Below are 16,515 nucleotides of genomic sequence, written 5' to 3'. Positions count from 1 at the left end.
GACCCCGCCCGCACGTAGTGCCCAGCAGGCAGCGATCAAGACTTTGTCGCGGCAAAAGCAGTCGGCATGTCAATTGCATACTGTGAACGTTCAACGATTGATGTATTGAGGGACTCAAATGCAGGTGCAGGCAGGAATGGAGACGCGGATGGATACGCACGACGACACTTCGAAGGCAGCCAAGAACATGGCGAGCGGAAACCTCGACGAACAGGCGCTCTATTTCCATCGCTATCCCCGCCCCGGCAAACTCGAAATTCAGGCGACGAAGCCGCTTGGCAATCAGCGCGATCTGGCGCTTGCCTATTCCCCAGGTGTCGCCGCGCCCTGCCTTGCCATCCGCAACAATCCCGAGACGGCCGCCGACTATACGTCCCGCGCCAATCTCGTTGCCGTTATTTCCAACGGTTCAGCGGTTCTCGGTCTCGGCAATATCGGCCCGCTCGCCTCCAAGCCTGTGATGGAAGGCAAGGCCGTTCTCTTCAAGAAGTTTGCCGGCATCGATGTGTTCGACATCGAAGTCGCGGCCCCCACCGTCGACGAGATGGTCAACACCATCTCCGCGTTGGAGCCGACCTTCGGCGGCATCAATCTCGAAGACATCAAGGCGCCGGAATGCTTCGACGTTGAGCGCCGCCTGCGCGAGAAGATGGAAATCCCTGTTTTCCACGACGACCAGCACGGCACCGCCATCATCGTCGCCGCCGCCATCCTCAACGGGCTGGAACTGGCCGGCAAGAAGATCGAGGACGTCAAGATCGTCGCCTCCGGCGCCGGCGCTGCAGCGCTCGCCTGCCTGAACCTGCTCGTCATCCTCGGCGCCAAGCGCGAGAACATCTGGGTCCACGATATCGAGGGCCTCGTCTACAAGGACCGCAACGTCCTGATGGACGAATGGAAGTCCGTCTATGCCCAGGACAGCGACAAGCGCGTGCTTGCCGAGTCCATTCCCGGCGCCGACGTCTTCCTCGGCCTCTCGGCGGCCGGCGTGTTGAAGCCGGAGCTGCTGGGGCAGATGGCGGAAAAGCCGCTGATCATGGCGCTCGCCAATCCGACGCCGGAAATCATGCCCGACCTCGCCCGCGCTGCACGTCCCGATGCGATGATCTGCACCGGCCGTTCGGATTTCCCGAACCAGGTGAACAACGTCCTCTGCTTCCCCTATATCTTCCGCGGCGCGCTCGATTGCGGCGCCAAGACGATCAACGAGGAAATGAAGATGGCCGCCGTGCGCGCCATCGCTTCGCTCGCCCGCGAAGAGCCTTCCGACGTTGCCGCCCGCGCCTACACGGGCGAAACCCCGGTCTTCGGCCCGAATTACCTCATCCCCTCGCCCTTCGATCCGCGCCTGATCCTGCGCATCGCGCCGGCCGTGGCGAAGGCCGCCGCCGACAGCGGCGTGGCGCTGCGTCCGATCACCGATTTCGACGCCTATATGGATGAGCTCAACCGCTTCGTCTTCCGCTCCGGCTTCATCATGAAGCCGATCTTTGCGGCTGCGAAGATTGCCGAGCGCAAGCGTGTCGTCTTCTCCGAAGGCGAGGACGAGCGCGTGTTGCGCGCCGCCCAGGTCCTGCTTGAGGAAGGCACAGCAATACCGATCCTGATCGGCCGTCCTTCGGTCATCGAGACCCGTTTGAAGCGCTATGGCCTCAAGATTCGCCCCCATACCGATTTCGCCGTTATCAATCCGGAAGACGACCCGCGCTTCCGCGAATATGTCGAGCTCTATTTTTCGCTCGTCGGCCGTGCTGGCGTCATCCCGGAGGCGGCGCGTACGATCGTTCGTACCAACACGACTGTGATCGGCGCGCTTGCGCTGAAGCGCGGTGAAGCGGATGCGCTGATCTGCGGCCTCGAAGGCCGTTACGAGCGCCATCTGCGCATCGTCCGCCAGATCATCGGCAAGCGTCCGGATGTTCGGGATTTTTCGGCGCTCAGCCTGCTCATCTCGCAGCGTGGCGCAACGTTCTATACCGATACCTATGTGACGTTTAGTCCGACCGCAGAGGAAATCGCGGAATCGACGATCCTGGCAGCAGAGGAAATCAAGCGTTTCGGCATCGAGCCGCGTGCCGCCCTGGTTTCCCATTCCAACTTCGGTTCACGGGAATCGGAAAGCGCCACGAAGATGCGCAGCGCCCTGGCGCTCGTTCGCGAGGCAGCACCGGAGCTGGAAGTCGACGGTGAGATGCATGGCGACAGCGCCATCTCCGAAAGCTTGCGCCGCCATGTCATGCCGGACAGCACGCTATCAGGCGAAGCGAACCTGCTCGTCTTCCCCAATCTCGATGCCGCCAACATCACGCTCGGCGTGGTCAAGACTATGACCGACGGATTGCATGTCGGGCCGATCCTGCTCGGCACGGCCCTTCCCGCCCATATTCTTTCGCCTTCGGTCACCTCGCGCGGCGTCGTCAACATGGCGGCTCTCGCCGTGGTCGAAGCATCGCAGCTCGCTTGAGCCAAGCCTTTTGCGGCCGCCAAATCAGAGCGGCCGCAAATCACAATTCGCTAGAACCTTCTCGAAATCCATGCGTTTTGATGGATACGTTGTTAAGCTCCGAAGTGTAGCTTTCAGCAAAGTTCAACCGCTTTCGAGAGCAGTATCGTGAACCGCGGCATACACCTGACTTCTATCGCTTTGCTATCCCTAATGACGGCGGCACCGAGCTTCGCCCAGGCGGATCTGTGCGACGAATTGCGCGGCCGCTATGCTAATACCAACGAGGTTGTCGGTGCGAGCGACGAAACGCGCCAGCTTTCGCGCGCCATCGTCCAGCAGAACGTGATGATCCGGCGTGTGATAAGCGACCTGCGCAACCAGGGCTGCGCCACAGACGATGGCTTTGGGTTCGGTGGGGACGACAATTCCGGCATTTGCGACGATATGAGAATGTCGTTGGAAAGCATGCAGCACGATCTTGCCCAACTCATGGACGAGCGCGAGCAGAGCACCGGGCGGATCGACGCGGCCAGCTTCGATCGCCGGCAACTGCTGGATGCGATGCAAAGAAACGGCTGCAGTGCACCGGCCTCGGCCACCCCGGATATCGTCATCGACACCCGCACGAAGCTCGATGCCTATGCGCCGCAGCAGCAATCGCTGGGGCAGCCCGAAAGCTCGATTACGGTGATCGAGACGCCGAGGCTCCAGAAAAACTCCAGCCTGCAGCAGAAGCAGGCGCCAGCGGCAAAGGCACCAGCGGTGACAAAGGCCGAGCCACAAGAGTTTCCGCCTGATCGTCCCTACGATCCCTCTGCCAACAAGGTCCGTCAGGTCGGGCCGCAATTTCTGGCGACCGACCACGGCATCGACCTCAAGCATCCGAAAGACGCCGGCCCGCAACCGACGCAATAGAGCAATTCCTGCAGAATTATGCAGGCATTCTTTATCCGAAATTGCGCAGATACAACAGGATAGAGCAGGCGGCTCGTGGACTCTGTGAAGCTCTGCCCCCAGAGGCCAAGCGCGTTCCGCTTGACCTCTCAAACGCAGTATTCTTAGGCCATTCCAGGCTGACCTAGCAGCGAGATGATCGCTTCATCGCCGGTCTCCTGCGCGAGATCGCGATAGGATCTGCCCGATATCTCCCTGACAGAGCGCTCTGCACCGCACGCCAGCAGGACGCGCGCAGCCTCCATCCGGCGATTGGCAATGGCAAAACCGAGTGGTGTCATCCAATCGCGATCGGAGGGCGGCCCGTGCGGACGGAACTTTCCAAAACGCATATTTATCAGCTCGGGATATCGATCGAGAAAGCTGGCCAGCTGATCGATCAGCCCGAAAGCCGCTGCGCCAAAGATATCCGACGGGTAGGCTTTCAGGAACTCGACCATTTCCGACTTGCCATTATATTCGGCCCAGCCGATCGGGCTCGAATAGAAATGCGGATCGCGAATGCCGGTATCGGCCCCATGCTCGATCAGCAGCCGGGCCATATCGATATGGCCATGGAGTGCCGCCTCATGCAACGGCGTGCGACTGGTCATCGCACTGACGTCGAGACCCAGCGCCAGCATTCGGCGAACGGCCTCCAGATCATTTTCCCCGGCAGCGTCATGGAGCATGGCGGGGTGCCCGCGCTGCATCGCTGCAAATATGTCACCGGACGGTTTCATCCTCCGGAGATCACCGAGCGAGAGGTCCTTGTCCATGACAGCAATATAGAATTCGTCTTCCGGCTTGAGACGCACGGCTGTAGCGCCGTTGCGCACTAAATATTCCGCCAATTCGCTATCGCCACCAAGACGCGCCCATTCGAAAGGCGTTCGTCCATGGACGACCTTCTGAACATCGGCACCATGCTCAACCATCAGGCACACGCGCGAGCCCATGCGGTGCTCGAGCGCCCAGGCGAGCTGATAGTCGAAGACGGTCTGCGAATTGGCAACCAGCCTGCCGTCTTCGCGCACCAGCCAGTTGTTCCTGTCTTCAGCCGAAAGGCCGTATTCTAGCAGCAGCTGCAAGCAAGCATCGTCTGGCTCGAACATCCGGTTATAGAGCGCCTGGCTGTCATTGGCTTCGGCACCGGCTTCGAGCAGCAAGCGCGCAAAGGCGCCGCACTCCGGATGCGGCGGCTGCCGTACCTTTCCCGCCTCGCCTTCACCGAACACGCCTGTCAATACAGTGAACCTGTATTGGCCGCCATCTAGAAAGAAGGCGTTCACGTCGGCTCCGAGCCTGACCAGCTCTCTGGCTGCCGGTAGGCTGGAGCGGCCGGGCAAGCGGGCATAGGCCGCATACATCAGCGGCGACCAGTCGAAAGGACCCGCCTTGCGATCGAGAAGCTGCGGTTGGCGGTCGAGCCAGCGGCTTATGCCGGCGGCGTCCCCAAGTGCTGCAGCGATATGAATGTTTTCCCCGGCAATTTCCGGATGCTCATCCAGCAGCGCCAGCGCCTCATCAAAACGTGCCGGATCGGCTGGAATACCGGAAAAATAGGAGACCACAGCGAGAGAGAGGAATTGATTGGCCAGTTGGTCGCGAGGAGTATGCCGGCGATCGCCTGTCTCCAGATGCGCCTTGAGCTTCGTCCAGCTGGAGAAACCGAATTCGCGGGCAAGGACAAGCTGTATGTCCTGAAGCCCGACGCCAGCTAAATCGGTGAAATAGGGTGCGACACGGCTTTGCGCCGAAGCGTCACCGGACTGAACAGCCTTGAGGAAAGCCTTGGCTTGTTTTTTCAGGGAATCGAGCGTGGCGTTGGCCGCCAGGGAGCGCGTGGTCAAAATAGACCTCCTTCCATTTACGTCTGGTATCCGCGCCCACAGACTGAAAAGAGGTGTGGCAGTCTCATATTCTATGCTTCAGGTGGGCCTTGCCCTTCCCGCGGATCGGATGCGCCCTGAGAACGAGTCACATCTATCGCGCGAGATACGGTGTGTCCAGAGGTCAGGCCGGCTCGTAGCGGACATAGGCGAACTCGTCTCCATCCGGTGACCAATTCGGCACGTTGATCGATCCCTGCCCGCCGAAGAGCTCGAACAGGGTCGTAAGGTTGCCACCGTCCATATCCATCAACCGCATCCGGACCTTGAGATCGCGCGGATGGTCGAAGACATCGGGGTCATAAGAGATCAGCACGACCTTGTCGTTCTTCGGCGACGGATGGGCGAACCAGTTGCCATAATTGTCGTGAGTTACCTGCTGCAAGCCGGTGCCGTCGGGATGAATGCGCCAGATCTGCATCAGGCCGGTACGGCTGGAATTGAAATAGATCCACTTCCCGTCAGCGGAAAAATCCGGCCCGTCATTGCGGCCCTCGCCATGTGTCAGCCGCGTCTCTTCACCGCCATCGATGGAGATCGTGTAGATGTCGAAGACGTCATTGCGGATGCCGCAATAAGAGAACAGCTGCCCATCCGGGGACCAGCCATGCCAGTAGGACGGCAGGTTGGTCGTCACCTGCCGTGGCGTGCCGCCTTCGGCCGGCAGCACATAAATGCAGGATTTGCCGTGCTGTGTCTTGTCGGAAATCGCGATCAGCGACCCGTCGGGAGAAATCCCGTGGTCGTTGTTGCATGTGGTCGCAAAGCCCGTATCGACGCGGGCGATCTCGCCGCTGCCATCCAATGGTAGCCGATAAAGCAACCCATCGCCGTTCAAGAGCAGATAGCGGCCGTCAGGAGAATAGTTCGGCGCCTCGATCAGCTGGTCCGTTTGCCAGACCACCCGGTTCGCACCCGTGCGGATGTTATAGATCTCGACCGAGCTGCGCATTCGTCCTCTTCCTGTCTCGGAGACGCGATCAGCGATCGCGGAACCGGTTGGTGATCGGATAGCGGCGATCGCGGCCGAAATTCTTCTTGGTGATCTTCACGCCCGGCGCCGACTGGCGACGCTTGTACTCTGCGAGATAAAGCAGATGTTCGACGCGATGCACGGTCGCAACGTCATGACCGCGCGCCACGATCTCCTCGACCGACATTTCCTTCTCCACCAGGCATTCAAGGATATCGTCGAGCACCGGATAGGGCGGAAGCGAATCCTGGTCCGTCTGGTTCGGTCTGAGCTCGGCGGAAGGCGCTTTGTCGATGATGTTATAGGGAATTACCTCGCCCGATGGGCCGAGCGCGCCCGGTGGCACATGCAGGTTGCGCCAACGCGACAGCGCATAGACCTGCATCTTGTAGAGATCCTTGATTGGGTTGAAGCCGCCATTCATGTCGCCATAGAGCGTGGCATATCCAACCGACATTTCCGACTTATTGCCCGTCGTCACCACCATCGAGCCGAACTTGTTGGAGATCGCCATGAGAATGGTGCCGCGGGCGCGGCTCTGCAGGTTTTCCTCGGTTATGCCGCTTTCAGTCCCTTCGAACAAATCTGACAAGGCAGAGGCGAAGCCCGTTACGGGGTCCTCGATCGGCACGATATCGTAGCGGCAGCCGAGCGCCCTGGCGCAATCCGCCGCATCTTTCAAAGAATCCTGAGAGGTATAGCGATAGGGCAGCATGACGGTGCGCACGCGCTCTTCCCCAAGCGCATCGACTGCGATTGCGGCGCAGATTGCCGAGTCGATGCCGCCCGAAAGGCCGAGTACGACCGACTTGAAGCCGTTCTTGTTCACGTAGTCGCGGAAGCCCAGCAGGCAGGCGCGATAATCGGCCTCCTCGCCTTCCGGAATATGCGCCATCGGTCCTTCGGCGCAATGCCAGCTGTCGCCATTCTTTTTCCAGGTGGTGACTGCCAGCGCGGTCTCGAACTGGCTCATCTGGAACGCCAGCGTCTTGTCGGCATTGAAGCCGAAGCTCGCGCCATCGAAAACCAGCTCGTCCTGGCCGCCGACCTGGGCGGCGAAGATGAGCGGCAAGCCTGACTCGATCACCTGCCGCAACGCGACCTGGTGACGAACATCGACCTTGCCGCGGTAATAAGGCGAACCGTTCGGAACCAGCAGGATTTCCGCACCGGCCTCGGCCAGCGTTTCGCAGATACCGAGATCGTTCCAGATCTCCTCGCAAATCGGTATGCCGATGCGGACGCCTCGAAAATTGACCGGCCCTGCGATGGTGCCTTCGTCGAAAACCCGCTTCTCGTCGAACTCGCCGTAATTCGGCAAATCGACCTTATCTCTGATGAAGATGACCTTGCCGCCGTCGAGCACGGCCACGGAATTGTAACGGCCGGTATCATCCTGCCGCGGGACACCAACGATAACGCCCGGTCCACCATCGGCGGTATCGGCGGCCAGACTTTCGACAGCTTTCCAGCAGGCGCGCAGAAAGGCCGGCTTCAACACCAGATCCTCCGGCGGATAGCCGGAAATGAACAGTTCCGTCAGTATCAGCAGCTGCGCGCCTTCGCGCGCCGCCTCGGCCCGCGCCTCGCGCGCCTTGGCGAGGTTGCCGGAGACGTCCCCGACCGTCGGATTGAGCTGCGCAACCGCGATGCGGATCGTGTGGGTGATTTGGCTTTGCTCTGTCATGCCATACATTTAGCGACGGCATCTTGCTTCCGCAACCGCCTTCGTCTGCCTCCAGACATCAAAGATCGCACTACGTGCATAGTCCGTATTTTAACCCGGAAAATACCTAGCCTGCCTTGCAGTTCATTCGGAATTCATGACAGAAGCATGACAACTTCATAGATATCTCAGCATTTGGAGAAATCTTTGGTCGATCTGGTCATCGGTTTCGCCTTGGTGGGCAGGCGCGATATTTTCCAGAAAATCGGCAGAGCAAGACGGCAATCGGCTGTTCTGCGCCTTACCCCCGACCCTGCTGCTCGCGCTATCGATCATCGGCCGCGTCAAGTGGATCGCGCGCGGTGAATTTTGGGCCGTGCCTGCCCTGCCTATTTTCTCCGTCCCGACCATGGTCTGAAACACCGTGCGACCCGCATCTTGCTCGGTTGGGCAACGGCGAGCCACCGCACGGTGGCACACGCGGTGGCTCCATGCACGATCGGTTTTGAAACTCTTCCGTCGTTGCATTTCTGGTTATTGGTCGAATAGTTGCATTCAACGCCATCACGACCCCTGGAGCCCCCATGCATAGTCTTCCCAATTTCGTTCATCTGCATTTCGACAAAACCTCCGAGGAACTCGGCGATATAGAGAAGCGCGTTCTGAAAAAGGCGCATGAGCGCAAAATCATATCGACCGATATCAACGCAGCCCTCTCGGCGGAATCGTCGACCGGACAGCGCCTGGCGGACGGCATCGCCCGCGTCGGCGGCTCATGGTACTTTATTATCTGCTTCTTGCTGTTCCTGGTGTTCTGGTGTGTCGTCAACACCATCCTTCTCGCTACCGGCGCCTTCGATCCCTACCCCTTCATTTTTCTCAACCTCGTCCTTTCCATGCTTGCCGCCATCCAGGCGCCGATCATCATGATGTCGCAGAACCGGCAGGCCGAGCGAGATCGTTTCGAAGCCGCCAAAGACTATGAGGTCAATCTCAAGGCGGAGCTCGAAGTTCTGTCGCTGCACCAGAAGATCGACATGCAGGTGCTGACCGAGCTTGCATCGGTGCGGGAAGAAATCTCCAGGCTCAGCAGGCTGGTGGCGGAAAAGGGCAGCGTCTGAGGAACATCGGAAAGCCGCGCCGGCGGCGGCTAAAACATGTCGCGCAAAAGTGTGCAGCGGTTTTGCGACAACGACATGCGCAAAATCAGGAACCTAAAGCGCAACGAGCGAATCTTAGAGATCGCGATGCGCTTTAGGGCCGCCCCTGCGCGTATTGCGGCAAGCCGTCGATAATCTTGTAATAGTCGCCCTTGTCGGCGCAAAAGATATGATAGGCGATCTCAAGACCGGTTGGCTGATCGAAAAGCCCGGCCATGATCGAGATCTCCTCGGCACCGTCAGCCGCCCAAAACAATGCCGAGCCGCAGGTCTTGCAGAAGCCGCGGCGGGCGAACGTGCTGGCACGATACCAAGTGATCGCCTCCTCTCCCTCGATGATTAGGTTGCCGACCGGCACGTTGGTGGCTGCATAATAAAGCCCGGTCTGCTTGCGGCATTGCGAACAATGGCAGGCCACCACCTCGCGCAGCTTGCCGCGGGTCTTGAAACGTACGCTGCCGCAAAGGCAGGCGCCGGAATGTTCGTCGCTCATGATCGGTCCCCTTTTTTTGAAGGAACTTTTCCGAGAACGGCATCGCGGTCAATCTCAAAGAAATGAAGCCTCTTTCAGCCGGATTGATCCGTCCGGCACAAAAAAACGGGCCGGCTCTGCGCCGGCCCGTCTATATCTGCGGATCTATAGTCGCTCAGCCGTGCGCGCGCATGCGCTTCTCGTCACGGCCGCCCTTCATCCGCTCGGCGAGCAGGAAGGCAAGTTCGAGCGCCTGATCGGCGTTAAGACGCGGGTCGCAGTGCGTGTGGTAGCGATCCTGCAGGTCCTCGGCGCCGACGGCGCGGGCACCGCCTGTGCACTCGGTCACGTCCTTGCCGGTCATCTCGATGTGGATGCCGCCCGGATGTGTGCCTTCGGCGCGATGGATCTGGAAGAAGCTTTCGACTTCCGACAGGATGCGCTCGAACGGCCGCGTCTTGTAATTGTTGAGCGTGATCGTATTGCCGTGCATTGGATCGCAAGACCATACGACCTTGCGGCCTTCCTTCGCGACGGCGCGGATAAGGCGCGGCAGGTTGTCGGCAACCTTGTCGTGACCGAAACGGCAGATCAGCGTCAGGCGACCGGCCTCGTTCTCGGGGTTGAGAATATCGATCAGGTTGATCAGATCGTCCGCCTGCAGCGAAGGACCGCACTTGAGACCGATCGGGTTCTTGATGCCGCGGAAATATTCGATATGCGCGTGATCTGCCTGGCGCGTGCGGTCGCCGATCCAGAGCATATGGCCCGAGGTCGCGTACCAGTCGCCGGAGGTGGAGTCGACGCGGGTGAACGCCTCTTCGTAGCCGAGCAGCAACGCTTCATGGCTGGTGAAGAAATCGGTTTCGCGTAGGCTCGCATTACTCTCGGCGGTGATGCCGATCGCTCTCATGAAATCCATGGTCTCGCCGATGCGATCGGCAAGCTTGCGGTAGCGCTCGCCCTGCGGGCTGTCCTTGACGAAGCCGAGCATCCACTTCTGCACATTTTCAAGGTTGGCATAACCACCCATGGCAAAGGCACGCAGCAGATTGAGCGTCGCCGCAGACTGGCGATAAGCCATCAGCTGGCGCTCGGGATTGGGAATACGCCCTTCTTCGGTAAAATCGATGCCGTTGATGATGTCGCCGCGATAGCTCGGCAGGGACACGCCATTCTGCGTTTCGATGTTCGAAGACCGCGGCTTGGCGAACTGGCCGGCGATACGACCGACCTTCACCACCGGCAGCTGCGCGCCAAAAGTCAGCACGACGGCCATCTGCAGGAAGGCGCGGAAGAAGTCGCGGATGTTGTCCGCGCCGTGTTCCGCGAAGCTTTCGGCGCAATCACCGCCCTGCAGCAGGAAACCGTTGCCTTCGGCGACGTTGGCAAGATGAGCCTTCAGACGGCGGGCTTCGCCAGCAAAAACCAGCGGCGGATAGCTTGCAAGCTGGGCTTCGGTCTCTGCAAGCGCTGCCTTGTCCGGAAAATCCGGCACCTGCTGGATCGGTTTTTGCCGCCAACTGCTGGGTGTCCAATTCTGTGCCATATCACTCACCTGCTTGTGCGCCCGGTCTTTGCCGGGCGTCCCGTCGTCATAAATAACGCGCGCTTATAAACCTTTGCCGCCCGCTTGCAAAGGCAGGCGAACTACTGTGCGAATCTTTTATGGCGCGGGCGATAACTGCACCAATACGACGTGTTACACGCGCTCGCCGTTGCGGATGCGGTAGCTCGGCGAATACATCGTCACCAGTTCTTCCGATGCTGTCGGATGAACGGCCATCGTGCGATCGAAATCATCCTTGGTGCAACCCGCCTTGATGGGAATGCCGAGCAGCTGCGCCATCTCGCCGGCATCATGCCCGAGAATATGCGCACCGATCACCTTGCGGTCGGCGGCATTGACGATCAGCTTCATGATCATCTTCTCGGCTCGGCCCGAAAGCGTCGCCTTCATCGGCCGGAACTGCGCACGATAGACTTCGAGCTCCGGATAACGCTTTGCGGCTTCTTCCTCGGTCAATCCGACCGTGCCGATTTCCGGCTGCGAGAAGACGGCCGTCGGAATGAGCTCGTGATCCGGCCGCGTCGGATTGTTCTTGTAGACGGTCTCGATGAAGCACATGGCCTCGTGGATCGCCACCGGCGTCAACTGTACCCGATCGGTGACGTCGCCGAGCGCATAGATGTTCGGCACGGAAGTCCGCGAATATTCGTCGACAACGATCGCACCCTGATCGTTGACCGCGACACCCGCTGCCTGCAGCCCCAGATTTTCGGTATTGGGCGTGCGGCCGAGCGCCAGCATCACGGTATCGACAGTCAGGGCCTTGTCGTTCTTGGTCCGGACGCCGAGCCCGCTTCCCACCTTCTCCACACTCTGGATAATGTCATGGCAGAGAATGCGGATGCCCTTCTCTTCCATGGCCTCATGCAATCCCTTGCGCAGGTCCTGGTCGAAACGCGACAGGATCTCGGCGCCACGATAGATCAGCGTCGTCTCGACACCGAGACCGTGGAAGATATTGGCGAACTCGACGGCAATATAGCCGCCGCCGGCGATCAGGATCGACTTCGGCAGCTCCTCCAGATGGAAGGCTTCGTTCGAGGAGATGCAAAGCTCGTGTCCCGGCAGCGCGGCATGCAGGTTCGGCCTGCCGCCGGTCGCGACGACGATGGTCTCGACCGTAACGGTCTGGCCGGTCTTCAGCAGCTTGACCGTATGGGCGTCGACCAACTCAGCGCGTGTGTCGAAGATGTCTGCCTTGGCGTTGTCCAGCCCCTTGCGATAAAGGCCTTCCAGCCGGGCGATTTCCTTGTCCTTTGCCTCGATCAGCTTCTTCCAGTCGAAGCTGCTCTCGCCGACCGTCCAGCCGAAGCCAGCCGCGTCCTCGAAATGCTCGCTGTATTGCGAGGCATAGACGAACAGCTTCTTCGGCACGCAGCCGCGAATGACGCAGGTGCCACCATAGCGATATTCCTCGGCAATGCCGACCTTCTTGCCGAGCGACGCGGCGACACGCGCACTGCGCACACCGCCCGAGCCGCCGCCAATAACGAAAAGGTCGAAATCAAACGAAGGCATAGGCGGCTCCTGTGGACATGAAAACGCGCGCAAAGCGCTGATGGCTCGGCATTCATATAGGAAGTCTGGGCACAAAAAGAAAAGCCCGGAATACGGTCCGGGCTTTGAATAGGCTGTCGCGGCCGATTATCCCGAAAACGTGAAACTCCGTCTCGTGAACGACCGCGCCAAAGAATTGCGGCTTACTGCTTCGGCACTTGCAGCTTCAATGCCGGCTGCTTTGCGGCCGGCTGTGCGGGCTGCTTCGCGGCGGGCTGGGCGGGGGCGGTTACTTCAGGCGAAACGACCGGCGCCTTCACGACCTTCTGCAGAGCGTCATTGCTCTGGTTGGCGAGGTCGCGCGAAATGCCCTGGCTCCAGATATCGGCTGCCTTATAGAGCTCACGGGTTGCCAGCGGGCCATCCTTGAGGAGCTTCTTGCCGGCCGGCGAACCATAGAAATCGGCGATTGCCTTTAGCTCTTCCGCAGAGAAGGCCTTGGCGTAGGTGACGGCAGCTTCGCGCTCGAGATCCGCACGACGCGGTGCGAGCGCCAGAGCGGTGGCGTCAACCGTGGAATTGATCGCATCGCCGAAGTTCGGGTTGGCCTGGATCATCGTGCTCTTCAGCTGCTCGGCCAGGTTCGGCAGGATGTTGTCGAACTGGTTGGTGATGCCGAGTGCGGTGATCGCGGCGCGCGCAGCCTTGATCTGGTCTTCGGAAACTTCCTGAGCGCTCACAGAGCCGAAGGCGATACCCGAAAGAAGGATGGTTGCAGCGGCAAAACGGCCAAGACCCGTTAGTTTGATCATGAGATGAGTGCTCCTATGTATTGTTCGCCCGCAACGCGCGCGCACCGGCAGGGCCGGCAATGATCGCTAATGTCGCCATATTGATGAAGAGCCCGTGTTCGACAACACCGGGAATCGAGTTGAGTTCAATCGACAGCGCCTCTGCATCAGGAATGCGGCCGAAAGATGCATCGATAATAAAATGCCCGCCGTCGGTGACAAAGGTCTTGTCACCCGAAAGGCGCAGGTTGAGCGCGCCAGACAAGCCGAGCCGCGACGCGGCCTTCTCGATAAGAATGCGGGTGGAAACGAGGCCGAACGGATTGACCTCGATCGGCAGCGGAAACGCGCCGAGGGTCTGGACCACCTTGCTCTCGTCGGCAATCACGATCATGCGAGCCGAGGACGCCGCGACGATCTTTTCGCGTAGCAGCGCGCCGCCGCCGCCCTTTACCAGCGTCAACGCCCCGTCAAACTCGTCGGCACCGTCGATGGTGAGGTCAAGTTCGGGAAGCTCGTCCAGCGACTTCAATGGAACGCCGAGCTCGTTGCAGAGCTTTGCCGTCCGTTCCGAGGTCGGAACGCCCTCGATCGACAGGCCGGATGCAACCTTTTCAGCGAGCAGCCGAACGAATTCCTCCGCGGTACTGCCTGTGCCGATCCCGAGCCGCATGCCGCTCTCGACATAGGCCAGAGCCGCCCTCGCGGCCTCAATCTTCATCTGGCGGGCGTCCATGCGCCACCTGCTCCCATTGTTACGTTGGACTGCTGTTTACACGGCTCTCCGGCCAAACGAAAGCCAAAATAACGGCACAACATAGAAATCCCCGCGCCTCTTTGCCGAGGCTTTCCGGGCCTTCGGTTGCAATTGCCCTCGCGATCTTTTAACTCCGAAAGACGCTCGTTTTTCCTATTCAAAGGCCGATTCCTCGTGACATCCCCCCTCGTCGTATTCGATCTCGATGGCACGCTGCTGGACACGCACGCAGATCTCATCGTCAGCCTCAATCATACCATCGCCGCGCTCAAGCTCCCCCCCGTGAGCTATGACGACGTCACGCATCTCGTCGGCAGTGGCGCGCAGGTGATGATCGAGCGGGCCTGCAAGCTGCATGGCTATACGCTGGCATCGGAGGAGCTGCCTGCCCTGCTGCAGCGCTTCATTACCCATTATTCCGAGGCGATGCCGGGCGCCACGCAACCCTATCCGGGACTGGTGGCGGCGCTCACCATGCTGAAGAGCAACGGCTACAAGCTGGCCGTTTGCACCAACAAGATGGAATCGCTCGCTCGCACGCTGCTCGAGCGGCTCGGCCTCACCCACTACTTCGAAGCCATCACCGGCGGCGATACCTTTGCCGTGCGTAAGCCGAATGCCGAGCACCTGATCGGCACCGTCGAGCGCGCCGGCGGTGACATCACCCGCACCGTCATGATCGGCGACAGCGTCAACGACATCCTCGTCGCCCGCAATGCCGGCGTCCCTTCGATCGCCGTCCCCTTCGGTTATTCCGACGTTGGCATCGAAACTCTCGGCCCAAACCTCATCATCTATCACTACGACGAGCTCACCCCCGAACTCGTCAAGGGACTGCTCGCCGCCTGAGGCCGCTAAAATCCCCGCTGGTCCAAAGAGCGAGGTTGTAGTGGGCCTTGCGCGATTCACGCGCTTCCGTCACAACTTATCGACGCCTTGCTGGGTGCGCCGCGACCGCCGGAGTGAAAGCGCTTTTGGGGGCTGTTGCGAAGCCAGGAATGCAGATCGATGGGGGGGGAGTGGCCGCTTGCTCATAGCAGATCCCGAAGACCGCAACGGCGGTAGATTGCCAAACCGCAGAGGCTGGTTTGCTCCCATAGTCCGGACATTCTTCATTTTCGCAGCATTATGCACCGGTATTTGGTTTTACCTCTACGGTGACCGCGTTATCGGCTATGTCGAAAAGGAAACCGGCGCCGCAACCGATCCGGCTCTGACGGAGGTCTATCAGCACTTCGACATGGCACCCTTGCCGAACATCGTTGCGGGCAGAGCGGCGATGGCAACCTATCTCAATATGCTGCACCGTGAGCATTGCGATTGGAACGCAGTCTACAAATTCGCAAATGAGCTGCAGACACAAGGTTATCGCCGCGAAGCAGCCAAGGTCTTCATCGCCTTCTCCAACAAGTGCAAACCTTCCAATGTTGCTCTGAGCGCTGCCGCCGAAATTCTTGACGATCTCAGCGATTATGACGGAGCGCTGAAGATCTCGAACGAGGTGATAGCAATGTCGCCGGGAATGCCGAACCTCTATTTTCAGCGCGCGCGAATTCGCGAAAATGCCAAGAAATATCGAGACGCCATCGACGATTACTATTCGGTCATCGGCCTGACCGACAATATCGCGATACTGAACAGCACGGTGTTCGAAGGAATCTCCACCAGCTATCGTGAGCTTGGCGCCTATTGCGAAGCGATCGGACCGCTTCAGCTTTGGGTCTCCACCAATCCCGACCGCAACGACACCGCGGTCGTTCGTGGAATCATCAAGCTCTATGAGACCATGGGAAAATGTGCCTCGACCTACGCCACCGGCAGCGATCGCTTTCCGACGCAGGGCAACAACGTGATCCTGGCCAAGGTCTCGGTCAACGGCACGGAGGGCACGTTCGTTGTGGACACCGGCGCGAGCTTCGTGGCGGTGAGCAAAACCTTTGCTGCACGCGCAAAATTGCAAGTCGACAGCAATAATGGGATCTCGCTGCAGACGGCCAATGGCGTTTCCCGGGCCACGCATACGAATACCACGACCGTGAAGGTTGGACGCGTGGAAGCTAGCGACATCACAGCCGTCGTGCTGGACAACGATGCGGCCCTCGGAAATGAGGTCGACGGCCTGCTCGGTCGCTCCTTCCTATCGCGTTTCGATGTAACATTTGGCAGCCGCGAATGGCGTATAGAAGCAAAAAAATAACGCGATTGAAGAGTCGTCTTTAAGCAGAGTTCCGGACGGTTCCGCGGAATAGAAAAGGGCGGCCAACGGCAGCCTGTGTGAGAAGTCCGGCAAATCAATTAAGGTGGCCGCATTGGAAACGATGCGGCCATTTTCATGGGATACATTTCAGGGACTGATCG

13 protein-coding genes are annotated in these 16,515 nt (G+C 59.6%); 5 read left to right on the top strand and 8 right to left on the bottom strand.

What is annotated here, in order from left to right:
* Nucleotides 1-148 precede the first annotated feature (148 nt).
* Both GA0061102_RS26645 and GA0061102_RS26640 read left to right on the top strand, forming a co-directional pair.
* Nucleotides 149-2,464 (top strand): NADP-dependent malic enzyme, encoded by a 2,316-nt coding sequence (locus tag GA0061102_RS26645; protein WP_092854824.1) that lies wholly within the window; start codon nucleotides 149-151, stop codon nucleotides 2,462-2,464.
* A 147-nt stretch (nucleotides 2,465-2,611) separates the two neighbouring features.
* Entirely contained in the window at nucleotides 2,612-3,361 is a 750-nt protein-coding gene (locus GA0061102_RS26640) for a hypothetical protein (RefSeq protein ID WP_092854822.1), read from the top strand.
* Nucleotides 3,362-3,504: 143 nt separating this feature from the next.
* Here the strand turns inward: GA0061102_RS26640 and GA0061102_RS26635 are convergent, their stop codons facing one another.
* The 3 genes from GA0061102_RS26635 to GA0061102_RS26625 all read right to left on the bottom strand — a co-directional run bounded on the left by GA0061102_RS26635 (nucleotide 3,505) and on the right by GA0061102_RS26625 (nucleotide 7,931).
* A complete protein-coding gene (locus GA0061102_RS26635; protein ID WP_092854820.1) occupies nucleotides 3,505-5,232 on the bottom strand; it encodes an ankyrin repeat domain-containing protein in 1,728 nt (575 codons plus the stop codon).
* A 163-nt stretch (nucleotides 5,233-5,395) separates the two neighbouring features.
* A complete protein-coding gene (locus tag GA0061102_RS26630; RefSeq protein WP_092854818.1) occupies nucleotides 5,396-6,223 on the bottom strand; it encodes a TolB family protein in 828 nt (275 codons plus the stop codon).
* 28 nt (nucleotides 6,224-6,251) lie between these two features.
* Complete coding sequence (locus GA0061102_RS26625) at nucleotides 6,252-7,931, bottom strand: NAD+ synthase (RefSeq protein WP_092854868.1); 1,680 nt, start codon at nucleotides 7,929-7,931, stop codon at nucleotides 6,252-6,254.
* 563 nt (nucleotides 7,932-8,494) lie between these two features.
* Between GA0061102_RS26625 and GA0061102_RS26620 the strand changes: the two genes are divergently transcribed.
* Nucleotides 8,495-9,031, top strand: coding sequence for a DUF1003 domain-containing protein (locus GA0061102_RS26620; protein WP_092854816.1), 537 nt, complete (start codon nucleotides 8,495-8,497; stop codon nucleotides 9,029-9,031).
* A 133-nt stretch (nucleotides 9,032-9,164) separates the two neighbouring features.
* Here the strand turns inward: GA0061102_RS26620 and GA0061102_RS26615 are convergent, their stop codons facing one another.
* The 5 genes from GA0061102_RS26615 to rpiA all read right to left on the bottom strand — a co-directional run bounded on the left by GA0061102_RS26615 (nucleotide 9,165) and on the right by rpiA (nucleotide 14,136).
* A complete protein-coding gene (locus tag GA0061102_RS26615) occupies nucleotides 9,165-9,563 on the bottom strand; it encodes a GFA family protein (protein WP_092854814.1) in 399 nt (132 codons plus the stop codon).
* Between the two features lie 154 nt (nucleotides 9,564-9,717).
* On the bottom strand, nucleotides 9,718-11,091 hold the full coding sequence (locus GA0061102_RS26610; RefSeq protein ID WP_092854812.1) for a class II 3-deoxy-7-phosphoheptulonate synthase: 1,374 nt from the start codon (nucleotides 11,089-11,091) through the stop codon (nucleotides 9,718-9,720).
* A 153-nt stretch (nucleotides 11,092-11,244) separates the two neighbouring features.
* A complete protein-coding gene (gor, locus tag GA0061102_RS26605) occupies nucleotides 11,245-12,630 on the bottom strand; it encodes a glutathione-disulfide reductase (protein WP_092854810.1) in 1,386 nt (461 codons plus the stop codon).
* Between the two features lie 182 nt (nucleotides 12,631-12,812).
* Nucleotides 12,813-13,421 carry a DUF2059 domain-containing protein gene (locus tag GA0061102_RS26600; protein ID WP_092854808.1) on the bottom strand — a complete coding sequence of 203 codons (609 nt, stop codon included), beginning with the start codon at nucleotides 13,419-13,421 and terminating at the stop codon, nucleotides 12,813-12,815.
* Nucleotides 13,422-13,434: 13 nt separating this feature from the next.
* On the bottom strand, nucleotides 13,435-14,136 hold the full coding sequence (rpiA, locus tag GA0061102_RS26595) for a ribose-5-phosphate isomerase RpiA (RefSeq protein WP_092854806.1): 702 nt from the start codon (nucleotides 14,134-14,136) through the stop codon (nucleotides 13,435-13,437).
* 195 nt (nucleotides 14,137-14,331) lie between these two features.
* Between rpiA and GA0061102_RS26590 the strand changes: the two genes are divergently transcribed.
* Both GA0061102_RS26590 and GA0061102_RS26585 read left to right on the top strand, forming a co-directional pair.
* Entirely contained in the window at nucleotides 14,332-15,006 is a 675-nt protein-coding gene (locus tag GA0061102_RS26590; RefSeq protein ID WP_092854804.1) for an HAD family hydrolase, read from the top strand.
* Between the two features lie 178 nt (nucleotides 15,007-15,184).
* Nucleotides 15,185-16,354 (top strand): TIGR02281 family clan AA aspartic protease, encoded by a 1,170-nt coding sequence (locus GA0061102_RS26585; protein WP_092854802.1) that lies wholly within the window; start codon nucleotides 15,185-15,187, stop codon nucleotides 16,352-16,354.
* Nucleotides 16,355-16,515: the final 161 nt, after the last annotated feature.

The organism is Martinezella miluonensis (genome assembly GCF_900094545.1).
Taxonomy (GTDB): Bacteria; Pseudomonadota; Alphaproteobacteria; order Rhizobiales; family Rhizobiaceae; genus Rhizobium; species Rhizobium miluonense.
This window is presented reverse-complemented; position numbering and strand designations above follow the sequence as displayed.

What these genes read in the sequence shown, in the direction of transcription:
- GA0061102_RS26645 (WP_092854824.1), top strand. Translation starts at nt 149, where the DNA reads ATGGATACGCACGACGACACTTCGAAGGCAGCCAAGAACATGGCGAGC.
- GA0061102_RS26630 (WP_092854818.1), bottom strand. Translation starts at nt 6,223, where the DNA reads ATGCGCAGCTCGGTCGAGATCTATAACATCCGCACGGGTGCGAACCGG.
- GA0061102_RS26625 (WP_092854868.1), bottom strand. Translation starts at nt 7,931, where the DNA reads ATGACAGAGCAAAGCCAAATCACCCACACGATCCGCATCGCGGTTGCG.
- GA0061102_RS26620 (WP_092854816.1), top strand. Translation starts at nt 8,495, where the DNA reads ATGCATAGTCTTCCCAATTTCGTTCATCTGCATTTCGACAAAACCTCC.
- GA0061102_RS26615 (WP_092854814.1), bottom strand. Translation starts at nt 9,563, where the DNA reads ATGAGCGACGAACATTCCGGCGCCTGCCTTTGCGGCAGCGTACGTTTC.
- GA0061102_RS26610 (WP_092854812.1), bottom strand. Translation starts at nt 11,091, where the DNA reads ATGGCACAGAATTGGACACCCAGCAGTTGGCGGCAAAAACCGATCCAG.
- gor (WP_092854810.1), bottom strand. Translation starts at nt 12,630, where the DNA reads ATGCCTTCGTTTGATTTCGACCTTTTCGTTATTGGCGGCGGCTCGGGC.
- GA0061102_RS26600 (WP_092854808.1), bottom strand. Translation starts at nt 13,421, where the DNA reads ATGATCAAACTAACGGGTCTTGGCCGTTTTGCCGCTGCAACCATCCTT.
- rpiA (WP_092854806.1), bottom strand. Translation starts at nt 14,136, where the DNA reads ATGGACGCCCGCCAGATGAAGATTGAGGCCGCGAGGGCGGCTCTGGCC.